Annotated in this window: 17 protein-coding genes; 8 read left to right on the top strand and 9 right to left on the bottom strand. The window is 71.3% G+C overall.

Annotated elements, in window-relative coordinates; all coding sequences use genetic code 11:
• Window positions 1–25 precede the first annotated feature (25 nt).
• From HQN59_RS13665 to HQN59_RS13650, 4 genes are all read left to right on the top strand, one after another.
• Window positions 26–376 (top strand): Hpt domain-containing protein, encoded by a 351-nt coding sequence (locus HQN59_RS13665; protein WP_176069670.1) that lies wholly within the window; start codon window positions 26–28, stop codon window positions 374–376.
• Window positions 373–2,622 (top strand): putative bifunctional diguanylate cyclase/phosphodiesterase, encoded by a 2,250-nt coding sequence (locus HQN59_RS13660; protein WP_176069669.1) that lies wholly within the window; start codon window positions 373–375, stop codon window positions 2,620–2,622. The genes HQN59_RS13665 and HQN59_RS13660 overlap by 4 nt, the downstream gene beginning before the upstream one ends.
• A 97-nt stretch (window positions 2,623–2,719) precedes the next feature.
• Entirely contained in the window at window positions 2,720–4,741 is a 2,022-nt protein-coding gene (locus tag HQN59_RS13655; RefSeq protein ID WP_342451204.1) for a sensor domain-containing diguanylate cyclase, read from the top strand.
• An 802-nt stretch (window positions 4,742–5,543) separates the two neighbouring features.
• Entirely contained in the window at window positions 5,544–6,236 is a 693-nt protein-coding gene (locus HQN59_RS13650; protein WP_176069668.1) for an iron-containing redox enzyme family protein, read from the top strand.
• A 167-nt stretch (window positions 6,237–6,403) separates the two neighbouring features.
• Here the strand turns inward: HQN59_RS13650 and HQN59_RS13645 are convergent, their stop codons facing one another.
• Both HQN59_RS13645 and HQN59_RS13640 read right to left on the bottom strand, forming a co-directional pair.
• On the bottom strand, window positions 6,404–7,897 hold the full coding sequence (locus tag HQN59_RS13645) for a PepSY-associated TM helix domain-containing protein (RefSeq protein ID WP_176069667.1): 1,494 nt from the start codon (window positions 7,895–7,897) through the stop codon (window positions 6,404–6,406).
• A 75-nt stretch (window positions 7,898–7,972) separates the two neighbouring features.
• Window positions 7,973–8,452: a hypothetical protein gene (locus HQN59_RS13640; protein ID WP_176069666.1), complete on the bottom strand. Its 480-nt coding sequence runs from the start codon at window positions 8,450–8,452 to the stop codon at window positions 7,973–7,975.
• 160 nt (window positions 8,453–8,612) lie between these two features.
• Between HQN59_RS13640 and HQN59_RS13635 the strand changes: the two genes are divergently transcribed.
• The 3 genes from HQN59_RS13635 (at window position 8,613) to HQN59_RS13625 (ending at window position 12,288) form a co-directional block, all read left to right on the top strand.
• Window positions 8,613–9,131, top strand: coding sequence for a hypothetical protein (locus HQN59_RS13635; protein ID WP_176069665.1), 519 nt, complete (start codon window positions 8,613–8,615; stop codon window positions 9,129–9,131).
• A 359-nt stretch (window positions 9,132–9,490) separates the two neighbouring features.
• The gene (locus HQN59_RS13630) at window positions 9,491–9,976 is read left to right on the top strand and encodes a copper uptake system-associated protein (protein WP_176069664.1); all 486 of its coding nucleotides are present in this window, start codon (window positions 9,491–9,493) and stop codon (window positions 9,974–9,976) included.
• A 179-nt stretch (window positions 9,977–10,155) separates the two neighbouring features.
• A complete protein-coding gene (locus HQN59_RS13625) occupies window positions 10,156–12,288 on the top strand; it encodes a TonB-dependent receptor family protein (protein WP_176069663.1) in 2,133 nt (710 codons plus the stop codon).
• Window positions 12,289–12,375: 87 nt separating this feature from the next.
• On the opposite strand, the gene HQN59_RS13620 is transcribed toward HQN59_RS13625, so the two are convergent.
• The 7 genes from HQN59_RS13620 to HQN59_RS13590 all read right to left on the bottom strand — a co-directional run bounded on the left by HQN59_RS13620 (window position 12,376) and on the right by HQN59_RS13590 (window position 18,897).
• The gene (locus HQN59_RS13620) at window positions 12,376–13,077 is read right to left on the bottom strand and encodes an anti-sigma factor (RefSeq protein WP_176069662.1); all 702 of its coding nucleotides are present in this window, start codon (window positions 13,075–13,077) and stop codon (window positions 12,376–12,378) included.
• 8 nt (window positions 13,078–13,085) lie between these two features.
• Window positions 13,086–13,721, bottom strand: a complete 636-nt coding sequence (locus HQN59_RS13615) for a sigma-70 family RNA polymerase sigma factor (RefSeq protein WP_176069661.1) — start codon at window positions 13,719–13,721, stop codon at window positions 13,086–13,088.
• Between the two features lie 117 nt (window positions 13,722–13,838).
• Window positions 13,839–14,999 (bottom strand): HupE/UreJ family protein, encoded by a 1,161-nt coding sequence (locus HQN59_RS13610; protein WP_176069660.1) that lies wholly within the window; start codon window positions 14,997–14,999, stop codon window positions 13,839–13,841.
• 88 nt (window positions 15,000–15,087) lie between these two features.
• Window positions 15,088–16,266 carry a hypothetical protein gene (locus HQN59_RS13605; RefSeq protein ID WP_176069659.1) on the bottom strand — a complete coding sequence of 393 codons (1,179 nt, stop codon included), beginning with the start codon at window positions 16,264–16,266 and terminating at the stop codon, window positions 15,088–15,090.
• 50 nt (window positions 16,267–16,316) lie between these two features.
• The gene (locus HQN59_RS13600) at window positions 16,317–16,577 is read right to left on the bottom strand and encodes a hypothetical protein (protein ID WP_176069658.1); all 261 of its coding nucleotides are present in this window, start codon (window positions 16,575–16,577) and stop codon (window positions 16,317–16,319) included.
• 11 nt (window positions 16,578–16,588) lie between these two features.
• Complete coding sequence (locus tag HQN59_RS13595; protein WP_176069657.1) at window positions 16,589–18,199, bottom strand: DUF4331 domain-containing protein; 1,611 nt, start codon at window positions 18,197–18,199, stop codon at window positions 16,589–16,591.
• A 146-nt stretch (window positions 18,200–18,345) separates the two neighbouring features.
• Window positions 18,346–18,897: a DUF3455 domain-containing protein gene (locus tag HQN59_RS13590; protein WP_246294908.1), complete on the bottom strand. Its 552-nt coding sequence runs from the start codon at window positions 18,895–18,897 to the stop codon at window positions 18,346–18,348.
• A 181-nt stretch (window positions 18,898–19,078) separates the two neighbouring features.
• On the opposite strand from HQN59_RS13590, the gene HQN59_RS13585 reads away from it, so the two are divergent.
• A complete protein-coding gene (locus tag HQN59_RS13585) occupies window positions 19,079–21,130 on the top strand; it encodes a TonB-dependent receptor (RefSeq protein ID WP_176069655.1) in 2,052 nt (683 codons plus the stop codon).
• Window positions 21,131–21,162: the final 32 nt, after the last annotated feature.

Genomic DNA, 21,162 nt, shown 5'->3' with positions numbered 1-21,162 from the left:
ACCGCCAGCCTCGCCGCCGCTCGCCGTGCTCGACGTGGCCGCGCTCGCGCGCCTGCGCGAGCTCGACCCGGGCGATCGCAACCGCCTCGTCGAGCGCGTGCTGCGCGCCTTCGTCGGCTCGGCCGAGCGCCTGCTCGCCCAGCTGCGCGCACCCGGCGCCGCGCAGGATCCGAAAGTGGTGCGACACGTCGCCCACACCCTGAAATCGTCGTCTGCCAGCATCGGCGCGATGCGCCTCTCGCAGGTGTGCGCGGCGGTCGAACTGCTGATCCGGAACGACGTCACGGAGGGGCTCGGTTCGCAGATCGAAACCCTCGAAGCCGAAGTGCGCGCCGTGCTACAAGCGTTGCAGCCCATGCTGGATCCCACCTCATGAATGCGCGAGCCGAGATGCTCGACTTTCTCCCCGAGCAGCCGCGGGTGCTGCTCGTGGACGACGACGAGGTGAACCTGCTGCTCACGTCGGTCGCGCTGCGCGAGCGCGGCTTCGAGGTCCTCGAAGCGTCGAGCGGCGAGCGCGCGCTGCAGACCCTGGGCGAGTGGCTGCCCGACGTGGTGGTGCTCGACGCCCTGATGCCCGGGCTCGACGGATTCGAGACCTGCCGCGCGCTGCGCGTGCTGCCCGGGTTCGAGTCGCTGCCGGTGCTGATGCTGACCGGCCTCGACGACGAGGCGTCGATCACGCGCGCCTACGAGGTCGGCGCCACCGACTTCTTCGTCAAGACGACGCAGTGGAGCCTGCTCGCCGGGCGCCTGCGCTATCTGCTGCGCGCCTCGCGGACGCGCGTCGAGCTCGAGCGCAGCAAGTCGCGCCTGGCCCGCGCGCAGGACCTGGCCCGGATGGGCAGCTTCGACTGGCGGCGCGGCCAGGGCGGCCCGGTGCTCTCGATCGAGGGCTTGCGCGTGTTCGGGCTCGGCCCGGGCGACACCCTCAAGTTCCGCACCCTCCTGCGCATGATGCCGGAGGAGGAGCGCAGCACCTTCCTCGAGCTCGCGCACGAGGCGATCGCCCATAGCACGGTGCTCGCCACCGACATCCGCGCCAAGCTGCACGACGGCCGGCCGCGCATCGTCCACATCGAGGCGGAGCCGGAGTTCAACGAGCTCGGCAACCTGATCGGCTACACCGGCATCGTGCAGGACGTGACCGACCGCCGGATGGCGGAAGACCGCATCCGGCACCTGGCCAACTTCGACACGCTGACCGGCCTGCCGAACCGGCGCCAGCTGGTCTGGCGCGCGGAGCGCGCCCTCGAGCACGGTCGCCGGCTCGGGCATCAGGTCGCGCTGCTGCTGATCGACCTCGACCGCTTCAAGGTCATCAACGACACCCTCGGTCACGGCGCGGGCGACGAGCTGCTGATGGAGGTGTCGCGGCGCCTGCGCAGCTGCGTGCGCCACTCCGACCAGGTGCTCGAGAGCTCGCTCGAGACGGTCGGCCTGCGCTCGCACCGCACGCTCGAGGCGGTCGGCCGCTGGGGCGGCGACGAGTTCGTCGCGCTGCTGCCCGAAGTCGCGGACGAGCGCGACGCCGAGCGCGTCGCCGAGCGCATCCTCGACCTCATGCGCCAGCCGATCATGGTCGGCATGCAGGAATGCTTCGTGACCGCGAGCGTCGGCATCGCGCTCTTCCCGCGCGACGGCGACACCGTGGCCGACCTGCTGCGCAACTCCGACGTCGCGATGTATTCGGTCAAGTCGGCCGGCCGCAACTCGGCGTCGCTGTACCGGCCGAACCTGGCCGGCCAGGGCCGCGAGAAGCTCGAGCTCGAGAGCGCGCTGCACAAGGCGCTCGAGCGCAACGAGCTCGTGCTGCACTACCAGCCCAAGATCGACGTGCACTCCGCGCGCATGGTCGGCGCCGAGGCGCTGATGCGCTGGCGCCGTCACGGCGTGCTGGTGCCGCCGGGCGACTTCATTCCGCTCGCCGAGGAGACCGGTCTCATCACGCCGATCAGCGAGTGGGCGATCCGCGAGGCGGCGCGCCAGGCGCGAATCTGGCAGGACAGCTTCGGCTTTGCCGACTCGATCGCGGTCAACCTGCCGAACCGGCTGTTCGAGCGCACCGACCTCGTCGAGTACATCCACAACGCGGTCACCACCTACGGCGTGCCGCACCACGCGATCGAGCTCGAGATCACCGAGACGGGCCTGATGAAGGACCTGCAGAACGTGATCCCGTCGCTGCACCGGCTCAACGAGATCGGCGTCGAGATCTCGATCGACGACTTCGGCACCGGCTACTCGTCGCTGGCGTACCTGACCACGCTGCCGATCAGTGAACTCAAGATCGATCGCAGCTTCATCCGCGACTTGGGCATGACCCCGCAGAGCGCGGCGGTGGTCACCGCCATCATCGCGCTGGCGCGTTCGCTCAACCTTCGCGTGGTCGCCGAAGGCGTGGAAAACCTCCGCCAGATGGAGGCATTGCACCGGTTGGGCTGCGGCATCATGCAGGGCTATCTGTTCAGCAAGCCGCAACTTCCCGAGGAAATCGAGAAGTGGCTGCAGCAGACCGTGCTGCCGAAGAAGGCGCCGTGGATCCGCAATGCCAGCGACGCCGACGTCGAGCCGCTGCGCGTGACGCGGCCTCGGGAGTCGCGCAGCAAGCCGTTCGTCTGAGGGGCCCACGATGGAGATGACGCGTGCGCCGGCCCGTAGCCCGGCGCCGGAGGCTTCGGCTACCCAGCTGGCCAAGGCCGCGCTCCGGCGACTCGCCGTGCAGCGTCTGGAACCCACGCCCGAGAACTACGCCCGCGCGTATCGCCACGAAGCCGGGGGCAGTGCCAGCGCGACGGTGCTCGCACCGCGCGCCCAGAAGCTCGTCGAGCGCATGGCGGCACGCGTGTTCGATGGCGAAGCCGGCGCCGACGCCGAGTTCGCCGAGTCGGTCGCGCACGGGCGCTGGGAGCACGCCGAGCAGCTGTTCGACGGCAGCGCGCGCGCCGCCAGCGAAAGCTTCGCGACGCTGATCGAGCGGATCGTGAAGGGCATCGACCGGCCCGGCACGGTATGGACCTCGGCGCGCCGCAAGGAAGGCATCCAGCGCCTCGTCGCGGCGGGTCGGACCGATTCGCGGCGGCTGCAGCAGCGCCTCGCGCAGCTGCTCGGCAGCTGGGAGGAGGACTCGGCGCGCGCCGAAGCCGCGCTCGACGATCCGCGGTCCGCTTCGTCCACGGGCAGCGCGTTCGCATCGCTCACCAATCGCGCGCCGCTCGCCGCGAGCGGCTTCGTCGAACTGGCCGAGCACGACAAGGCGAGCGGCATCGACACCTTCGGGGAGCACGCGCCAGCCGGGGACGCCGCCGCAGCCGATGGCAGCAGCCCGGGGCCTGCGACGACCGGCGACGGGCACGTCGCTGCCGCGTCTCCTGGCGCCGCAAGCGCCCGCGCGTCCGACGACATCACGCTGCCGGCCGAGCGGGCAGCGCCCGAGGCCGAGGCGCCGACCCGCGGCGCCGCGCCGACGGTCACGCGCGAACCGAGCGTCATCAGCGATCTCGACGACGCAGCGGCGGCAACTGCCGCGCCACCGCCCGGCCCCGCGACGGAAGCCTGGTCGCAGGTCGTCGCCGTGCTGCAGCGGACGATCTCCGAGGCGCTGCCGACGCTCGGCGAAGGCGATCACGAGCTCACGCTCGAGGTCGCCGAGCTCGCGCGCCGGCTCGACGCCGACGGCGCGACGCACGCGCTCGCGGCCGAGCTCGAGGCGCTGACGCAGCGCGTCGCGCGCGTGCTGCAGCATCGCCATCACCTGTTCGAGCAGCTCGGCAAGCTGTGCCGCGAGCTGACCGCGAGCCTCTCGGAAGTGGCCGAGAACGACAGCTGGGTGCGCGGCCAGTGCGAGGCCATGCGCGCGGCGATCGCCGACGGGCTGACCGCGCGCGGCGTCAGCGCCGTCAGCGACATCCTGCAGCAGGCGCGCAAGCGCCACGCCGAGATGCGCGGCGAACGCGAAGGTGCACGCGACGCGCTCAAGGTGCTGATCACGAAGATGCTCGGCGAACTCGACGAGCTCGGCGCGCAGACCGGCAGCTTCAACGAGAGCGTCGGCCGCTATGCCAGCGTGATCGAGCAGTCCGACTCGCTCGAGAGCCTCACGGGCGTGGTCCGCGAGATGGTCGAGGAGAGCCGCGCCGTGCACTCGCTGGTGCAGCAGACACGCGACCGCCTGCAGGCCGAGCACCGCAAGGCGAGCGGCCTTTCGCAGCGCGTCAGCGAGCTCGAGGACGCGATGAAGCGCCTGTCCGACGAGGTCTCGACCGACCAGCTCACGCAGATCGCGAACCGGCGCGGCCTCATGCAGGCATTCGAGGTCGAGCGGGCGCGCATCGAGCGTGAAGGCGGCACGCTGTCGATCGGCCTGCTCGACATCGACAACTTCAAGCGCCTCAACGACGAGCTCGGCCACACCGCCGGCGACGACGCGCTGAAGGCGCTCGCTCGGCTCGTGGACGAGAGCCTGCGCCCGGTCGATCACGTCGCGCGCTATGGCGGCGAGGAGTTCGTCGTGCTGCTGCCGGCAACGCCCGTCGATGAAGGCGAGCGCGTGCTGACGCGCCTGCAGCGCTCGCTGACCGGCGGCCTCTTCATGCACAAGGAGCGCCAGGTCTTCGTCACCTTCTCGGCGGGCGTGACCGCGTACCGGCCCGACGAAGGCATCGAGAAGTCGCTCGAGCGCGCCGACCAGGCGCTCTACGAAGCCAAGCGCACCGGGAAGAACCGGACCTGCATCGGCTGACCGCGCCGGCTCGGCGCCGCGCTTTGCTCGGCGCCTGAGCGTGCCGATCGCTCGATCGATCACCTTCGAGCGGAGGTGCTGCGGGCTGGCCGGTGCGGCCCGGTGCCGCCGGAGTCGGTCTGCTGGCGGAGCACGGGGACCCTTGTCGTCACGGCGACGCCGGTCCTTGCCGATGTGCATGCTCTTCGCCTGTGGATCGGGTCGGCGAGCGCCGGTCCTCGGCGTGCCGAGTCGCACGGCGAGGCGGGGTTCGAGTTGCAGCCGGCAGCGCACGACTCGCGACTCATGACTCGCAAGTCGAGTCGGCGTTCCGCGCGCGCGTTCCGCGGTCGTGTCTCGCATCTCGATGCACGCTCGCATCTGCCAGCGCGATCGGCGATGCGTGACGTTCGACCGCGTGCGGCGTGCGAGCGCGCCGCCGGCATCCGGCAAGTCCGTTCGCAGCGTCACTGACACGCAGACCACATTCCGTCGTGTCGGGCCAGCAAGGCGGCGTACGGATTTCACGCCCACTCGGTTCTTCTGGAACTTGAGCCCTTTCGGCGTGACGGAAACGCAGCACTTGCCTGTACGCTGACGAGCGGTTCAGGTGAGGGCGTCCATGCATGCGCCGGCACCTGGGCACTTCCTGCAGCAGGGCGGCCTCGTGCGAGCGAGGTGCAGTCTCAGGTCCGTCCGTGGTTGCGGTGTACGGATCGAGCAGCCCGAATCCGCTCGACGGCGATCGCCCTTCCAATTGGGCGTGCCGCCACACGTCGCCTCGTCCCGTTCGCGGGACTCACCACCTCGACTCGATCCATCCATGAAACTTTCCGACCACGTGCTCGAATCGTCCGCCGAGGACTATCGCAAGGCGTTCGAAGCCCATCCGGTGTTCGTCGCCTTGCAGAACGGCACCTTCAGCCGGACTGCGTATCTCGCCTATCTGCGCGAGACCTTCCACCTGATTCGCCACACCACGTCGATCATGGCGCGCGCCGCCTCGCACGTGCCGGACAGCCAGCGCCAGCTGCGCGGCTGGTTCCTCGACCAGGCGATCGAAGAGCACAACCACGACCTGCTCTGCATCACCGACATCGAAGGCCTCGGCGAGAACCCCGACACGTTCCTGAAGGCGCACCCGCGTCGCGGCGCGTGGGGCCTCATCACCCAGTGCTATCACGTCGCCGAAACGAATCCGGTGGCGCTGCTCGGCTATCTGCTGACGACCGAAGGCGTGGGCGCGACCTACGCGTCGAAGTACGCCGACCTGCTGACCAGCCCGCTCTACGGCTATCGGTCCAACCAGGTGACCTTCCTGCGCGCGCACGGCGGCTTCGACGTCGAACACGTCGCCGAAGTCAAGCGCCTGATGGATCGCCTCGACGCCGACGAGAGCACGCGCGAGGCGATCCTTGCCGTGCGCCGCTTCTCGATCATGTACTACGCGCAGATGCTCGCCGACTCGCTCGACGGCGAGACCGTCGCGACGCCGGAACTGGCCAAGGCGGCCTGACGTTTGCGACGCTCCGCGGCCGCTGCACGGCGCGGGGCAGTCAGCCCGCTCGTCGACCGGCCGGCTGTCGCATCGATGCCAGCGGTTCGCGCGGCGCCTTCGGGCGCCGCGCTGCATTCAGGCGCGTCCAGCCCCGCCGGCAGTGCCGGGTTCCGCCGCCAGCTTCCTCAGAGCCCGAAGCGCTCGTGCCAGCGTCGCGGCACGAGCGCATCGACGAGCAGGGCGACGAGCATCGACGCGCCGAGCAGCGGGTAGACGAGTCCGAGCAGCACCGCGATCGCAACCGCGCCAGCGGCCGCGCGCTCGTTCGGCCGGCGCTGCGGTGCCGCGAGGCGTCCCTGCGGGCGACGCTTCCACCACATCACCGCGGCGGTGATCGCGAGCGTGACGACAGCGATGCAGCCGAACAGCATCACCAGCTGGTTGACCAGGCCGAACTGCTTGCCGGTGTGCACGCCGACGCCCCAGTCCGTGAGCTTGCCGACGACACCGTAATCGGCGTAGCCGATGTCGATCAGCGCCTTGCCGCTGTACTGGTCGAGGTGGACGACGCGCGCGTCCCGCACATCGTCGGTGAAGCGCATCGCGGTGTAGACGCCGCGCGCGTCGGCCGGCACCGTGACGCGAAAGCCTGCTTGCAGGCCGAGCCGCTCGAACGCGGCGAGGGCCGCGTCGAGGCCGATCGCCGCACCGGGCGCCGCCGGTGGCGGCGCAGCGCCGTGGTGTGCCGCATGTGCATCGTCGTGCGACGGCCCCGCGGCATGATGGCCGGCATGCGCGTCGGCGTGCGTCGGCAGCGGCGCCGATTGCGGGACGGCTGCCTGACGCATGCTCCACGGCACGTCGCCCTGGCTCGAGAGCGGCACCTGCGATTGCGGGCGCTTGACCCACACGTACTCGGGCAGGCCGACGCCGAGCGCGTTGGTGAGTTGTCCGAAGCGCTCGCCCCAGAACGCGGACCACGGCATTCCGGTGACGGCCAGGAACAGCACGACCACCGCTGCGACCGCGCCCGTCACCGCGTGCAGGTCACGCCACCAGAGCCGCTGTGCGGGTGCGGCACGCACCGCGACCACGCCGCCGGAGCGTCCGCGCGGCCACCAGAGGCAGGCTCCGCTGACCACGAGGACGATGGTCCAGCCGGCCACGATCTCGATCCAGTGGTTCGCCACCGGCCCCGCGATCGCGAGCGAGTGCACGCCCTTGACGACCTCCATCAGCCTGCGGTCGTCGCGGATGCTGCCGAGAACGCGTGCGGTGTGCGGGTCGACGTAGACCGCGAGCACGCTCGAGTCGGCGCGCCGCACGCCCACCTCGACACTGCGGCCCGCTGCCGGAGCCGGCACGTAGCGGGTCAGCCGGCCGGGCTCGGCAGCGAGTGCCGCTGCCACCAGTTGCTCCGCCGGGCGTGCTGGCGACGCGTCCTGGCCGACGACGAGGAGGTCGCGGTACACGATCGACTCGATCTCGTCGTGGAACAGGTAGAGCGCCCCGGTCACCGCCATCATGAACAGGAACGGCATGCAGACGAGCCCGGCATAGAAGTGCCAGCGCCAGACGGCTCGGTACAGGGCCGATGGCGGCGCGGCGCTGGCGCTCGCGTGCGGCACGCGCGGCGGGCTGGCGCGCACGAGAGCGCCGGCCGATGAAGGATGTGTCATGGCGAAGCTGTCCTGACTGAGGCGCCTCGGGCGCCACCGCGACGAGCCCGCACGCGGACCCGTCCGACGAATCGGTCAGGTCAGCAAGGGAGGACCGTGCTCGAGACGCGCCATCCACGCCGCACTCGCGTCCTCATTGACGATCGCGCGCGGCACGACGGCCGGGCCGGCGCCGCGCTGCGTGCCGGCGAACGGCTGACCGGTGGCGGCACCGGTGGCCAGCGCCGCGAGCGCGGTGAGCGCGCAGTGATCGCCGTCGTGCAGCGCGAGCGCGGGTGCATCCTCGTCCGGATCGCCGCTGGCGCCACCGTCGTGGGCCACGTGGTCGGCGTGAGCCGCATGCCCGTGCGTCGTGCGATCGTGCGAACCGTGGCGGTCGCCAGCCCCGGACAACGCCGCTGGCAAGGCCACGCCGTACACCGGGCACACGGCTGCAACCCCGACGCCGCGCAGATGGGCCGCACCGACCGCAACCATCGGTACGGCCGACTTGAGCAGCAGCACGCCGATGGCAAGCCACCATGCAAGACGTGCAGAGCGGGAACGCGCGGACATGGCGGCATTCTGCCTGCGTGCTCTGTAGCGCATGCGCAGTGCCTCGCGCCCGCACGGAGCGCGGGCGATCGGTACGACCATTTCCGCATGAGGTACGTCGTCTCGTCGCGCCGGGTGCTCCGTGTAGCGCACACCCTCACCACTTGGGGTTGTTGCGCGCTTGCCGGCCGGCGCGGCCGTCCCCCACAATCGTTCGATGCGCCTCTCGCGTCGCCAGAAGCATTGGACGGTCCGTCTGGCCGTTGCGTTGCTCCTGCTCGGCAGCGCGGTGCCGCTGCTGGCGAGCGCCGCCGCAGCCTTGCAGGGTCGCGGCGTCGGCGAGATCTGTTCGATCTACGGCGTCGTGCTGCCGGCGCCCGATGTGCCGGCAACCGGCGCCGATGCGCAACACCATGCGGCGCACACGCACCATCACCATGCGGATGCGCATGCCGCCGCGGGGGGCACGACCGACCCGAGCGGCGACGGTGAGGAGGGCTCGAAGCTCCATGCCGGCGGCGGCCAGCACTGCGTCCTCAGCGCGCTGGCGGTCCTGGCCGGTGGCGGCGTGCCCTGTGCCGACGCCCTGGCGCCGCAGCTCGCCGCCGCGCCATCGACGTGGACCGATGGCGAGCCAGGGCCCGATGCGGTCGACCGCTGGGCTGCCCGGCTCCGCCACGCGCCGCCCGCCCGGGGCTGACGCTCCTACTCGAGCAGCAACGGCGCTGGGCGCGGCGCGCCCACCGGCCTGCCATCCGCTCGCGCTCCGAATCTGCATTTGCTTGCGTCAGGCGCTCGCCGCCTGCGCCGGTCATGCTTGCCCGGAGCGCCGTGCACGTCGCCCATCCTGCCTCGCGCTCGAGGTGTGGGCGATGGCGTGCAACGGCCATGGGCGGGTGGGTGCGTAAGCGGCACGGCCTGAAGCCGGAACGACGAAGCCGGTTGTGCGGTCGCCGCCGGCTGCTCGCCTTGCCAGGCTCCGGCTGCGCGACTGCCGCACGGATGCTGCACGTCACGGACCATCGCACCGGCAACGCCGATTGCGTTCGGAGCTCGCTCATGAGTTCACGTTTCAAACCCACGGCCTTGCTGGCGGCAGTGGCGCTTCAGCTGTCCCTGGCGTCGACCACGCCGGCGGCAGAGTCCGCCGATCAGCTTGCCATCCGCCGAGTGATGGCGAGCACCTGGGACCGCCCCGAGCGTCGACTCGAAGCCGGTCCGATCGTGGTCGTCGGCGAGCGCGCGGTGGCGGCCTGGACACAGGGGGACCGGGGCGGTCGCGCGTTGCTCGCCCGCGATGCGGGCGGGCGGTGGAACGTGATCCTGTGCGGGGGTGACGGACTCAAGCAAGCGCGCGCGCTGCAATCGACCGGTATTCCGGCCGCCGTGGCGCGCCAGCTCGCCAGCGACCTGCGGGCCGCCGAGGCCACCACAGAGCCGCGCCGTCGGGCGCTGTTCTCGACCTTCGACGGCATGGTGCGCATGGACTCCCCCGGAACTCATCGGCCACACGGGTCGGCGCCCGCGTCCCCGCCTCGCCCCTGACGCGGCATGGCTGCGCCGGTGCGGTCGCTCGGCGACTGCACCGGTGCGCCGCGCGGCGTGAAGTCAACCCAACACACGATCTGGGCAGGGTTCGCGGTACGCAGCTCACGTTCGACGCTGCCACGTGCCCCGGACCATTCGCCTCTGACGCATCAACTTCATCAAGAACCAAGGAACCCATGAACATTCGATCCCACCGACCCGTACCAGGGCGCGCGCCACGCACGCGCAAGGCAGACCACGATCTGATCCGCATCGGCTGCGTCGCCACCGCCGCGGCGGTCCTGACACCCTGCGCATTCGCTCAGAGCGCAAGCGGGCAGGCGACGCAGCTGCAACCCGTCGTCGTCGTCGGCAAGACCGATCCGGCGCGGGGGGAAGCCGTTGCCGAGCAGTCGCTGACCCCTGGCGGGGTGACGCTGGTGGAGGGCGAGGAGCTGCGTCAGCGCAACGTCACGAGCCTCACCGACATGCTGCGTTACGTGCCGGGGGTGTGGGCGGCGAGCGGCACCACCGGCGACTCGTCGTTCCTGTCGAGTCGCGGCTCGAACCTCGACGCCACCAACTACGACAACAACGGCATCAAGCTGCTGCAGGACGGCCTGCCGGTGACCGCCGCCGACGGCAGCAACCACAACCGCGACGTCGATCCGCTCACCGCGCGGTACATCATCGTCGCGCGCGGCGCGAACGCGCTCACCTACGGCGCGAGCACGCTGGGCGGCGCCATCGACTTCATCTCGCCGACGGCGCGCGACGGCGCGCCCAACGAAGTGCTCGTCAACGCCGGCAGCCACCGACAGCGACAGGGCCGCGTCACCTTCGGCAATGTCAGCGGCAACTTCGACGGTCTCGTCACGCTCGAAGGCAAGCGGAGCGACGGCTACCGCGAGCACCAGCGTCAGGAGCGGGCGGGGCTCTACGCCAATGCCGGCTGGCAGCTGGGCGATGCGGTCACGACCCGCTTCTACGCGAACGCGATCGACAACGACCAGCAGCTGCCGGGGGTCCTGAGCCGCGATCAATGGCGCGCCGATCCTCGGCAGGCCGAGGCGGCGGCGGTCGCCGGCAACTACCGGCTCAACGTGAAGAGCTGGCGGCTGGCCAACAAGACCACCTGGAAGATCGGACCGGACAGCAGCCTCACGGCGGGGCTGTCGTACGAGGAGCAGCAGCTCTACCACCCGATCGTCTTCGCGCCGCCGTACTTCAGCCTGCTGATCGATACCAGGCTCCGCAACATCGGCACCACGCTGCGCTATCAGCACCGGGTCGGTTCGCACGATCTGCTGGCGGGCTTGAACTACGGCCGCACCAGCGTCAAGGGTGGCAACTTCGGCTACGTGCCGGACGACGACCGCACCTTGACGACACGCGTCGACAACCACGCCGACAGCCTCGAGCTGTTCGTGATGGACCGCTGGCGGGTCGCGCCGAGCTGGACCGTCGTCTTCGGCGCGCAGGCGGTGTCCGCGAACCGAGAGGTGCGCAACGTGACCGTTGCCGACGGCTCCGAGCGCAATCCGAAGGGCGACTACGACCGGATCAATCCGCGCGTCGGCGTGATCCATCAGCTGACTCCGAACGTGCAGCTGTTCGCCAACCTGAGCCGCCTGTACGAACCGCCGACGCTCTACGAGCTGGAGGACGACGTGCGCGGCGACGGGTCGACCCTGAACGCGATGCACGGAAGCGTGGTCGAGGTCGGCACGCGCGGCCGCCAGAACGTGGGCCGCAACCTCTGGCACTGGGACGTCGCGCTGTACTACGCGCGGCTGCGCGACGAGATCCTTTCGCGCGACGACCCGAACGCACCGGGCACGAGCCTCTCGACCAACGTCGGCCGCACGATCCACGCGGGCCTCGAGGCGCTGGTCGGCGCGAGCCTTGCGCTCGATTCGGCCGGCGCGCATCGCATCGAGCCGCTGGTCAGCCTCACGCTGAACCGTTTCCGCTTCAAGAACGACGCGGTCTACGGAGACAACCGGCTGCCTGCGGCACCGCGCTACGCGATCCGCGGAGAGGCGCTGTACCGGCATTCGAGCGGGTTCTTCGCCGGCCCGACGTTCGACTTCATCGGGCGCCGGATGGCGGACTTCAGCAACACCTACAAGGTCGATGCGTACCACCTGTGGGGCCTGCGCGCAGGCCTCGGCGCCGAGAAATGGGAGATCTATGCCGAGGCGCGCAACCTCGCGGACAAGCACTACGTCTCGTTCTTCAGCGTGCGCGACGTGGCCGCGGCCGATGCGGCGATCCTGAACCCCGGCGCGCCGCGCTCGGTGTACGTGGGCGCCCGGCTGAGGTACTGAACCGGGCATCGGGTCGCTCGCCGGCTTCGATCAGCCGCGTCGGGTGCGTGGCGCTGGGTCGAGCTCCGCAATGCCGGCGGCGCCGCTCTACAGCGTGAACTCGCCGGCGTACACGATCGGCCCGGTGGGCGCGCCGCTCGGCGAGCCGCCGGCCGGCTCGACGGTGATGGCGAGGGTGCGCGAGCCGGCGAGCGCATCGCCGCGCAGCGCCAGCACGCCGCTGCCGGGCGGCATGAGGCCGAGCGAGCGCGGCGCTCCGCTGGCGGGCACCGCCCACAGCTCGAGCGAGCGGTCGGGCGCCAGCGTCACCGGCAGCAGTGCGCGGGTGACCAGCGTCGCGCGATCGCCGCTGATGCTGGCGATCACCGCCGCCGGGGGAATGCCCGGCGCCGGCGCGTCGGTGCGCGCGAGCACCACGACCACCGGTGGGGGCAGGGCGCGCGGGTTCGCGAGCAGCGCGGCGAGCGCGACCGCGAGCACGCTCGCGAGCCCGGCGGCACCGCGCCAGAAGCCCAGGCGTGCAAAGACCCCGCGTGCGGGGGCGAGACCCGGCCTGCTCTCGCGATCGATGCGTTCCGAGATGCGTTGCCAGACCGCGGGCGAGGGCTCGACGGGCGGAAGTGCCGCGCTCAGCGGCAAGAGGCGCTCGCGCCAGCGCAGGGCCGCATCACGGAGCGCCGGATGACTCGGCAGCAGCGCCTCGAAGCGGCGCCGCGCGCCGCCGCGCAGCGTGCCCAGCACGTACTCGGCGGCGAGCGCATCCGCACGGGCGAAGCGGCTGTAGTCCATCGCGATCGCTAGGGTGCGACGCCGTCGCGCTGACGCGCGGCCTCGAGGCAGGTCTTGAGCGTCGCGAGCGCGCGCCGCACCCACGACTTCACGGTACCGAGCGGCTGGCTCAGGTGCGCGGCGACCTCGGCGTGGCTCAGGCCGTTGAAGAACGCGAGCGCGACGCTCTGCCGCTGCACGCCCGACAACTGGTCGATGCAGGTCGCGAGCGATCGGTCGTCCGCCGCGCGACTCAGCAGGTCGAGCGGGCTCGGCGACTCGTCGGCGATGCCGTCGTACGGTTCTCCATCCTCGTCACCGGCAGGCGCGCTGCCGGCGATCGTGCTCGCCGACGGCGGGCGGGCCTGGTGCTTGCGCAGGCTGTCGATCGCGCGGTTGCGCGCGATGCTGGTCAGCCACGTGAGCGGCTGGCTTTGCGTCGCGTCGAAGCTCGTCGCGGCGCGCCAGACGTTCACGTAGACGTCCTGCAGGATCTCCTCGGCCTGCGCCCGGTCGCGGTTGATGCGCAGAACCGATGCGAGCAGGTGGCCGCTGGTGCGCTGGTACAGCGACGCGAAAGCGGCTCGATCGCCGAGCCCGACCCGTGCCAGCAGCGCTTCGAGGTCGCGGCTGCGCTCAGGCCAGTCGGAAGGATGGGTTCGCATGGGTGAGGCGGCGCTGGACGTGAGCCCGTTGCAGGTTAACCCAGCCAGCGCTGCGATGGCACCGCCGGCGCAGCGCCGCGGCATCGCTGCGGGTCCGCGCGTTGATGGATGGGCGCATCAGAACGGGAGCACCGAGACGTCGGCGGTGCGCTCGACGAGCCAGAGCGTGGCGACGACGAGCGCGGCGCACGAACCGCCGCGGATGACGACGAGCCGGTACGCCGCACCTCGGCGCAGCAGGAAGAGGACCGCGACGACGACGGCGACGATCATCAGTTGCCCGCTCTCCAGCCCCAGGTTGAACAGCAGCAGTGCCTCCGCGAAGCGCAGCGTCGGCAGGTTGAGCTCGGCCAGCACGCTTGCGAAGCCGAAGCCGTGGATCAGACCGAACACCAGCGCGACGACGACGCGCCGGACCGGAAAGATCGGTACCAGGTTGTCGAGTGCCGCCAGCACGATGGTGAGCGCGATGGCGGGCTCGATGAACGACGCGGGCAGCGAGACGATCCGCAGTGCGGCCAGGCACAGCGTGATCGAGTGCGCCAGCGTGAACGCCGTGACGATGCCGACGATGGGTCCGATCGCTTGCGGCAGCCGCTCGATCGGCTGCCAGTCGGTGCCGCCGGCGCGTCGCATCACCGACGGCAGCAGCAGGCACAGCAGGAACAGCACGTGGTCGTAACCGGTCAGGATGTGACGGACGCCCTCCGCGAAGAAGCCCGACGGCGCGGCGCCGCGAGGTGCCGGGCCCGATGCGGCGCCCGACGCCGCGGTCACGCCCGTCGAGGCACTGCCGGCGGCGGGCGGTGGCCGGGCGCCGGGGTCGAGCACGGCCAACTCGAGGTCGCGTCCGCTGCGGGTGATCTTCGCGATGCCGCGGTGGGTCGGGTCGACGTCGGCGAACAGCCTGTAGTCGATCGGCGCACCCGGCATGAGCGCACACGATCCCGCGAGGTGCAGCACCGCGTAGGCGCCATCGTGGCGGCGCTCGAGCCCGCGCGCGGTGCTCGCGAGCGCGCAGCCTTGCAGCGGCAGCCGCAGACGGGGCAGGGCGTAGCTCTCGATGCGCGGCCAGGCCTCGCGCACCTCGCGCCAGGTGAGGGCGCCATCGCCATCGGTGTCGAGATCGAGCGCCACGTCGAGATCGCGCAACGCGATCTCCCAGCGCACGGCGGTGCGCGATGCGTCGACCTCGATCTGCAGGTATGCATCGCTCGCCTTGTGAGCGCTGGCGGACGTGCCCGCGACCAGCAGCAGCGCGCCGAGCGTTAGTCGCAAAAGGATCGACAGTCGGCCCAGCCCCCGGACCAGCGCCGCGCCAGGCCGGCGGCGACGATCGTCGCGAGGCGACGCGCTGCCCGCGCGTTCAGAGCAGCGCATCGATGCGCCGATCGTGCAGGCCGATCGACTGCTTGAGTCGCCGCACCTCGTCGAGCGCGGCGCCGTCACCGCTCGCCCTCGCGGCGCGAGCGAAGACGAGGACGTCGAGAGGTTCGCGCTGCTGCGCGACGTTGCCACGCGCCAGCTCCAGCGCGAGCGCGGCTCGGCGCTCCACGTGCAGGGCGAACATCGCCTGCTCGCGACCGTGCGCGATCCGCGCATCGGGTCGCTGGTTGGCCTGTTCAATGCGTGCGCGCATCTCGGCCTCCATGCCGTCGCCGTCGCGGCCGCCGCGGCCCTGATGCGCCATCGCGCGCCGCAGCACCACGGCGTCGGTGGCCGGCTCGCCGTTCAGCAGCGCGAGCGCAGCCGGCCCGCGGCGCTGTTCGATCAAAAAGTCGGCGTACGCGATCACGGTGTAGTCGTCGCGCGCGGCCTCGAGCGCGGCCCGGAATGCGGCCTCGGCCGGTGCCGCGCGGCCGTCGCGTTGCTCGAGCTCGGCGAGCGTCGTCAACAGCCAGCTCCGGGTCACGCCGTCGAGCCCGGGTGCGGCCAGCAGGCGCCGCAAGGCCTGGCGCGCGGAAGCGGTCGCGCCACGCAGCGCGTCGTTCTCGGCCCGGCACGCCGTCGCATGCAGCTCGACGCCGCTGCGCGCGACGCGCTCGCAAGCGGCGTCCGACTCGGCGTAGCGGCCACGCACGCGGTTCACCGTCGCCAAGGTCAGCCAAGCCTGGGCGTTGCGCTGCTCTGCCGGGCGCGCCAGCAGCGTGGCGAGCGTCGCGGCGGCGCCGTCGAACGCGTGCAGGTACTGCTGGATCCCGGCGCGCATCAGCAGGACCGGGCCGGGAGCGGTGGCTGCGTCGGGCCAGGGCTCCAGCGCGGCGAGCGCGAGCCCCGCCTGGCGCGGATCGCCGCGCGCGTGCGCCTCGGCGAGGTGCCGTCGAGCCGTCTCGACCGCAAGCACCGGGTCGCGCGGCCGTGCGGCCAGCGCGCGGCGCAGCCGGCGTTCCTCGGCCCGCGCCGCCGACGACGCCGGCAGCGTCTCGATCACCTCGTCGTCGCGCGATGGCTCGATCGGAACGGCTGCGGCCGGGCCGGGCCACACGCACGCGAGCACGGCAGCTGCGGCGCTGGCCAGAAAGACGCGATGCGGAATCGACGACATCGAGACATGCGAGGGGATGGCGGCGCACGCGCGCATGCGCCGCCGGGTCGTCACTCGACCTTCTGCGGCTCGCCGGTCTCGTCGAGCGGCGGGGTGAAGGCGCCGACATCGGCCGGCTCCGACCGGTCGGCATCCGATCCGAGCAGCGACTTCAGGTAGCTGATGAAGCCGTCGACGGATGCGCTCGCGCTCGCCGGAACCTGCTGCGGTGGCGTCGACGCGTCGTCGTTGCCGCCGCCGCCGCAGCCCGCCACGATCGCGACCGTGGCGCCCGCCAGCGCGAAGCGGGCCCGCTGAATGGTTCGATTCATGAGGCTCTCCTTCAGTTGGCGCCGGGCAGCGGCGTGCCGACGTACGGGAAGGCCGGCAGCAACGGGCCGTTCGCGCGCACCTTCGGGCCGGCCTGGTCGACGCCGTCGTGCAGGTTGAACACCGCGTTGCCGAGCGGCGCCGCCGCCGGCCGGCATGCTGCACCGAACTTGTAGGTGTCGGCGTTGCCGTTGGCGACGCAAAGGCCACCCATCATCGCGATCAGCGAGATGTCGACGACGTCGTCGTTGGGCCGGCGGCCGTTCGGGTAGCCGGCGAGGTCCTGAGGCGCCGGGCCGAGCAGCCCGCCGAGCAGGCCCAGGCGGTTCTGCTGGGCCGCCGGCGTCGGAGCGATGGCGGTGTTGAGCCGCAGCATCTCCGACGCGACGCCGCTCGCCGGCGAGGCGGCGAACGCCTTCGGCTGATTCACGCCGGCGATGCCGGTCAGGAACGTCGTGACGAGGTCGTTGCGCGGGAAGTTGGTGGGGGCGATGCCCGGCGTCGCGAGCGCGATCTCGAGCAGCGCCGGCAACGTCGGGTTCGTCACATAGGCGGCGAACTGGCTGTCGTCCCTGGGCTTGGACGCGTTGAAGCGATCCTTGTCCGGCAGGCCGATCACCACCTCGTTGACCAGCGGCATGCCGAGGCGCGACACCTGGGTCCAGGCGCCGCCGGCGAGGGTGGCGGTCTGGTAGCCCGCCTTCGGGTTCCCGCTCAGCAACTGGCCCTGGCGCAGGCTGGCGCTGGTCCAGCCGCCGATCACCGGGTCGCCGCCACCGGCTGCCAGCAGGCAGGCGGTCGGCACCTCGACCGCGAGGCTGGTGACGTTGGCGCTCGCCAGATCGTCGACGCCGGCATCCTTCTTCGACGCGTCGAGCACGAACGCCGCCTCGGCCGGCGTGAAGTCGGCCGCACCGGGCACGTTGAGGAGGTCGAAGATCACGCCCAGGTTGACGGCGAACGGATCCTTGCGCTGCCCCACGAACAGCTTGCCGGGCGCCGAGCAGCCGGGGATGTTGACGCTGTACACGTGCTGCCCGGCGTAGGCGGCGTAGTTCGGAATGGTCTTGGTGCCGATGTTGTCGGACGGCTTGTCGAAGGTGGCGCCGCCGCCCACCCGCGTCAGGCTGGCGCGGGTGCCGGTGCGCCGGTCGCCGCGCACGATGTCGACCGTGAACGTCTCGTTGACGTTCAGCGCTGCCGCACCGGGTGCCGAAACCTGGCCCGACTGCGTCAGCGGAATCGCGACCATGCGGCCGCCGATGTTCAGCTGGGTTCCCTTGAGCGTGTTCTTGAAGCGGAACTGGAACGTGATGTCTTCCTTCGCGTCGCCGTTGTTGTCGACGTGGATCTCGTACAGCGCATTGGGGTCGAGCTTGAAGTAGTTCGGCCCGCCATACGGCTGCTGCAGCGGCAGGTAGTTGGCGATCAGCGTCACGTGGCCGGCGCGCCCGGCCTCGTAACTGTTGAACATGTAGAAGTCGGTGGCGTCGAGCTTCGGGGTCGTGGTGATCGACGGCGCCTCGCGATGGCTGGAGGCGACGGCGGGCAGCGCGATGCTGCCCAGCAGCGCCGCGGCGATCGGCAGCAGGCGCGCGCGCGCGCGGGGGTTGGACGTGTTCATCGAGGGAACTCCGGTTGAGTGTTCGGGTGGGCCGAGGACGTCGTGCGCGCGGCAGCTCGCTCGTTCGGCTCGACAGGGGAAGTGGAATGCACCGGGACGTGCCGCGCGGCACTCAGGCAGGGCTGAACGACGCGCGACGGGCGCCGTCAGCGCCCGTAGAACACGTAGTCGGCCCGGTAGGCGACCTGCTGCCGGGCGCCGACGTTGTTGCTTGCGCACGCGCTCGCCGGCGCGACACCGCCTTCGGTGTTGAGACGCTGGATGTACGTGACGCCCTGCATGGCGCCCATGCCAGTGGCCGGGTCGGCCTTGACCAGCTGCAGCGGGATCGACCCGGGGCGCCCGGGCGCGACGGCGACCTGCTTGGCGGTCACTTTGGATCCGTCGGCCGCTTCCCAGGTGGGGCCGGCGTAGTAGCGGCCCACGGTCCGGCCCGCGGCGTCGTTGAGCGTTGCGACCGGTCCCACGAAGACCCACTCGTGCTGCCCGGCCATGTCCTTCTTCTCGCGGCACTCGTAGGTGATCTCGCCGCTGCCGACCGTCCAGAGCTTCTGCGTTTCGCCGGCCGGCACGCGGATGGCAGCCGGCAACGCAGCGCTGTCGACCATACTGGCCGGGCGCATCGGCGACATTCCCGAGCACGCGCTGAACAGCAGGGCCGACGACGCGGTCGCGACGCTGGCGATGACTCGTTCCATGACTCTCCTCCTGATGGATGGCACCGGCGGACAGCCGGAGATCCTCTCCATACGCATGTGCCCTGCGTCTGGATGCAGCGGCGTCGGGTCGCGTGACGCGTGACGCGGGCCGCGCGTCACCGCGTGCATCCAGTCGGCACGCGCAGACGTACCCGGCGATGAACCTTTGAAGGGACCAGCGATGCGACATGGCGTTCCGGCTGCGGCAGTGCTCGCGGCCGCGCTCCCGTGCCACCTGCCGGCGCAGGGGGCGGATGCGACGGCGGTGCTGGCGCCCGTCACCATCACCGGCCACTACGACAACGCCGTCGGCACGTCGGACGCCGCATCGGCGGGCGTCGTCCGTAGCGAGCTGCTGAGGAACCGCCCCGCGTTGCGACCGGGCGAGGTGCTCGAGTTCGTCCCGGGCATCATCGTCACCCAGCACAGCGGCGACGGCAAAGCCAACCAGTACTTCCTGCGCGGCTTCAACCTCGACCACGGCACCGACTTCGCGACCTTCGTCGACGGCCTGCCGGTCAACATGCCCACGCACGCGCACGGCCACGGCTACACCGACCTCAACTGGCTGATCCCCGAGCTCGTCGCGCGCATCCGCTACCGCAAGGGGCCCTACGCCGCCGAGGACGGCGACTTCTCGTCGGCGGGGTCCGCCCGGATCGACCTCTTCGATGCGCTGCCGCGCGGCATCGCCTCGGTCACGCTCGGCCAGGACCGCTTCGCGCGCTCGCTGGTCGCGAACTCGGCCCGCGTCGGCGCCGGCGAGCTGCTCTACGCGATCGAGGCCGCTCACAACGACGGCCCGTGGGAGCATCCGGAGAACCTGCGCCGCTTCAACGGCGTGCTGCGCTACAGCAGCGGCAGCGCCGACTCGCGCTGGTCGCTCACGGCGATGGGGTACTCGGCGCGCTGGAACTCGACCGACCAGATTCCGCAGCGCGCGGTCGACGCGGGCCTCGTGGGTCGCTACGGCGCGCTCGATCCGACCGACGGCGGGCGGACCGAGCGTGCGAGCCTGTCGTTCCAGACCCTGCAGCGCAGCGCCGGCGGCGAGTTCCGCCTGCAGGCCTATGCGATCCGTTCAAAGCTCGACCTGTTCTCGAACTTCACCTACTTCCTCGAGCGGCCCGAAGGCGACCAGTTCGAGCAGGCCGAGCGTCGCACCACGCTCGGCATCACGACGAGCCGGAGCTGGAACGCGCAGGTCGGCGGCCTCGACATGGTCAACACGCTCGGCCTGCAGGTGCGGCACGACCGCCTCGATCCGGTGGGCCTCTACACCTCGGTCGCGCGCCGGCGCACCGGCATCACGCAGGAGAGCGAGGTCGAGCAGACCAGCGTCGGCATCTACGGCGAATCGGCGCTGCAGTGGACGCCGTGGCTGCGCAGCGTGGCGGGCCTGCGCGCGGATCGCTATCACTTCGACGTCGCCAGCTCGATCGCCGAGAACAGCGGCGAGCGCAGCGCCGGCATCGGCTCGCCCAAGCTCTCGCTGATCTTCGGGCCGTGGGCGAAGACCGAGTACTTCGTCAACGTCGGGCAGGGCTTTCACAGCAACGATGCGCGCGGCAGCACCGCCCGGCGCATGGCCAAGTCCGACGAGTCTGTCGAGCCGGCGACGCCGCTGGTGCGCTCCAAGGGCGCCGAGCTCGGGGTGCGCAGCGAACTGGTGCCAGGGCTGCAGGCGTCGCTCGCCCTCTGGCAGCTGCGCCTCGGCTCGGAGCTGCTGTTCGTCGGCGACGCCGGCGAGACCGAGGCGAGCCGGCCGAGCCGGCGCCGCGGCGTCGAGCTGGGGCTGCACTACCGCGCCACCGAGTGGCTGCTGCTCGATGCGGACCTCGCCGCGTCACGGGCGCGCTTCACGGGTGATGAGCCCGAAGGCAACCGCATCCCCGGCTCGATCGACAAGATGGCCTCGCTCGGGGTGACGGTGCTCGACCGCGGGCCCTGGTCGGGGCAGTTCCAGCTGCGCTACTTGGGCCCGCGGCCGCTCGTCGAAGATGACTCGAAGCGCTCGAAGGCGACGACGCTCGCCTACCTGCGGGTGGGGTATCGCTTCAATCCGAAGGTCCGGCTCGCCGTCGACGTGTTTAACCTGTTCGACCGCAAGGCGAGCGACATCGACTACTACTACGAGTCGCGCCTCGCAGGCGAGAGTGCGGGAGTCCCGGATCGCCACTCGCATCCGGTCGAGCCGCGGCGGGTGCGGGTGACACTGACGGCGGCGTTCTGACGCGTGCACGGCTCTTGCTCCGGCCGGCCGAG

It is taken from the genome of Rhizobacter koreensis (genome assembly GCF_013366375.1).
Lineage (GTDB): Bacteria > Pseudomonadota > Gammaproteobacteria > Burkholderiales > Burkholderiaceae_C > Schlegelella_A > Schlegelella_A koreensis.
The sequence above is the reverse complement of the archived record's forward strand: the minus strand, read 5'-3'. Positions and strand labels throughout refer to the sequence as shown.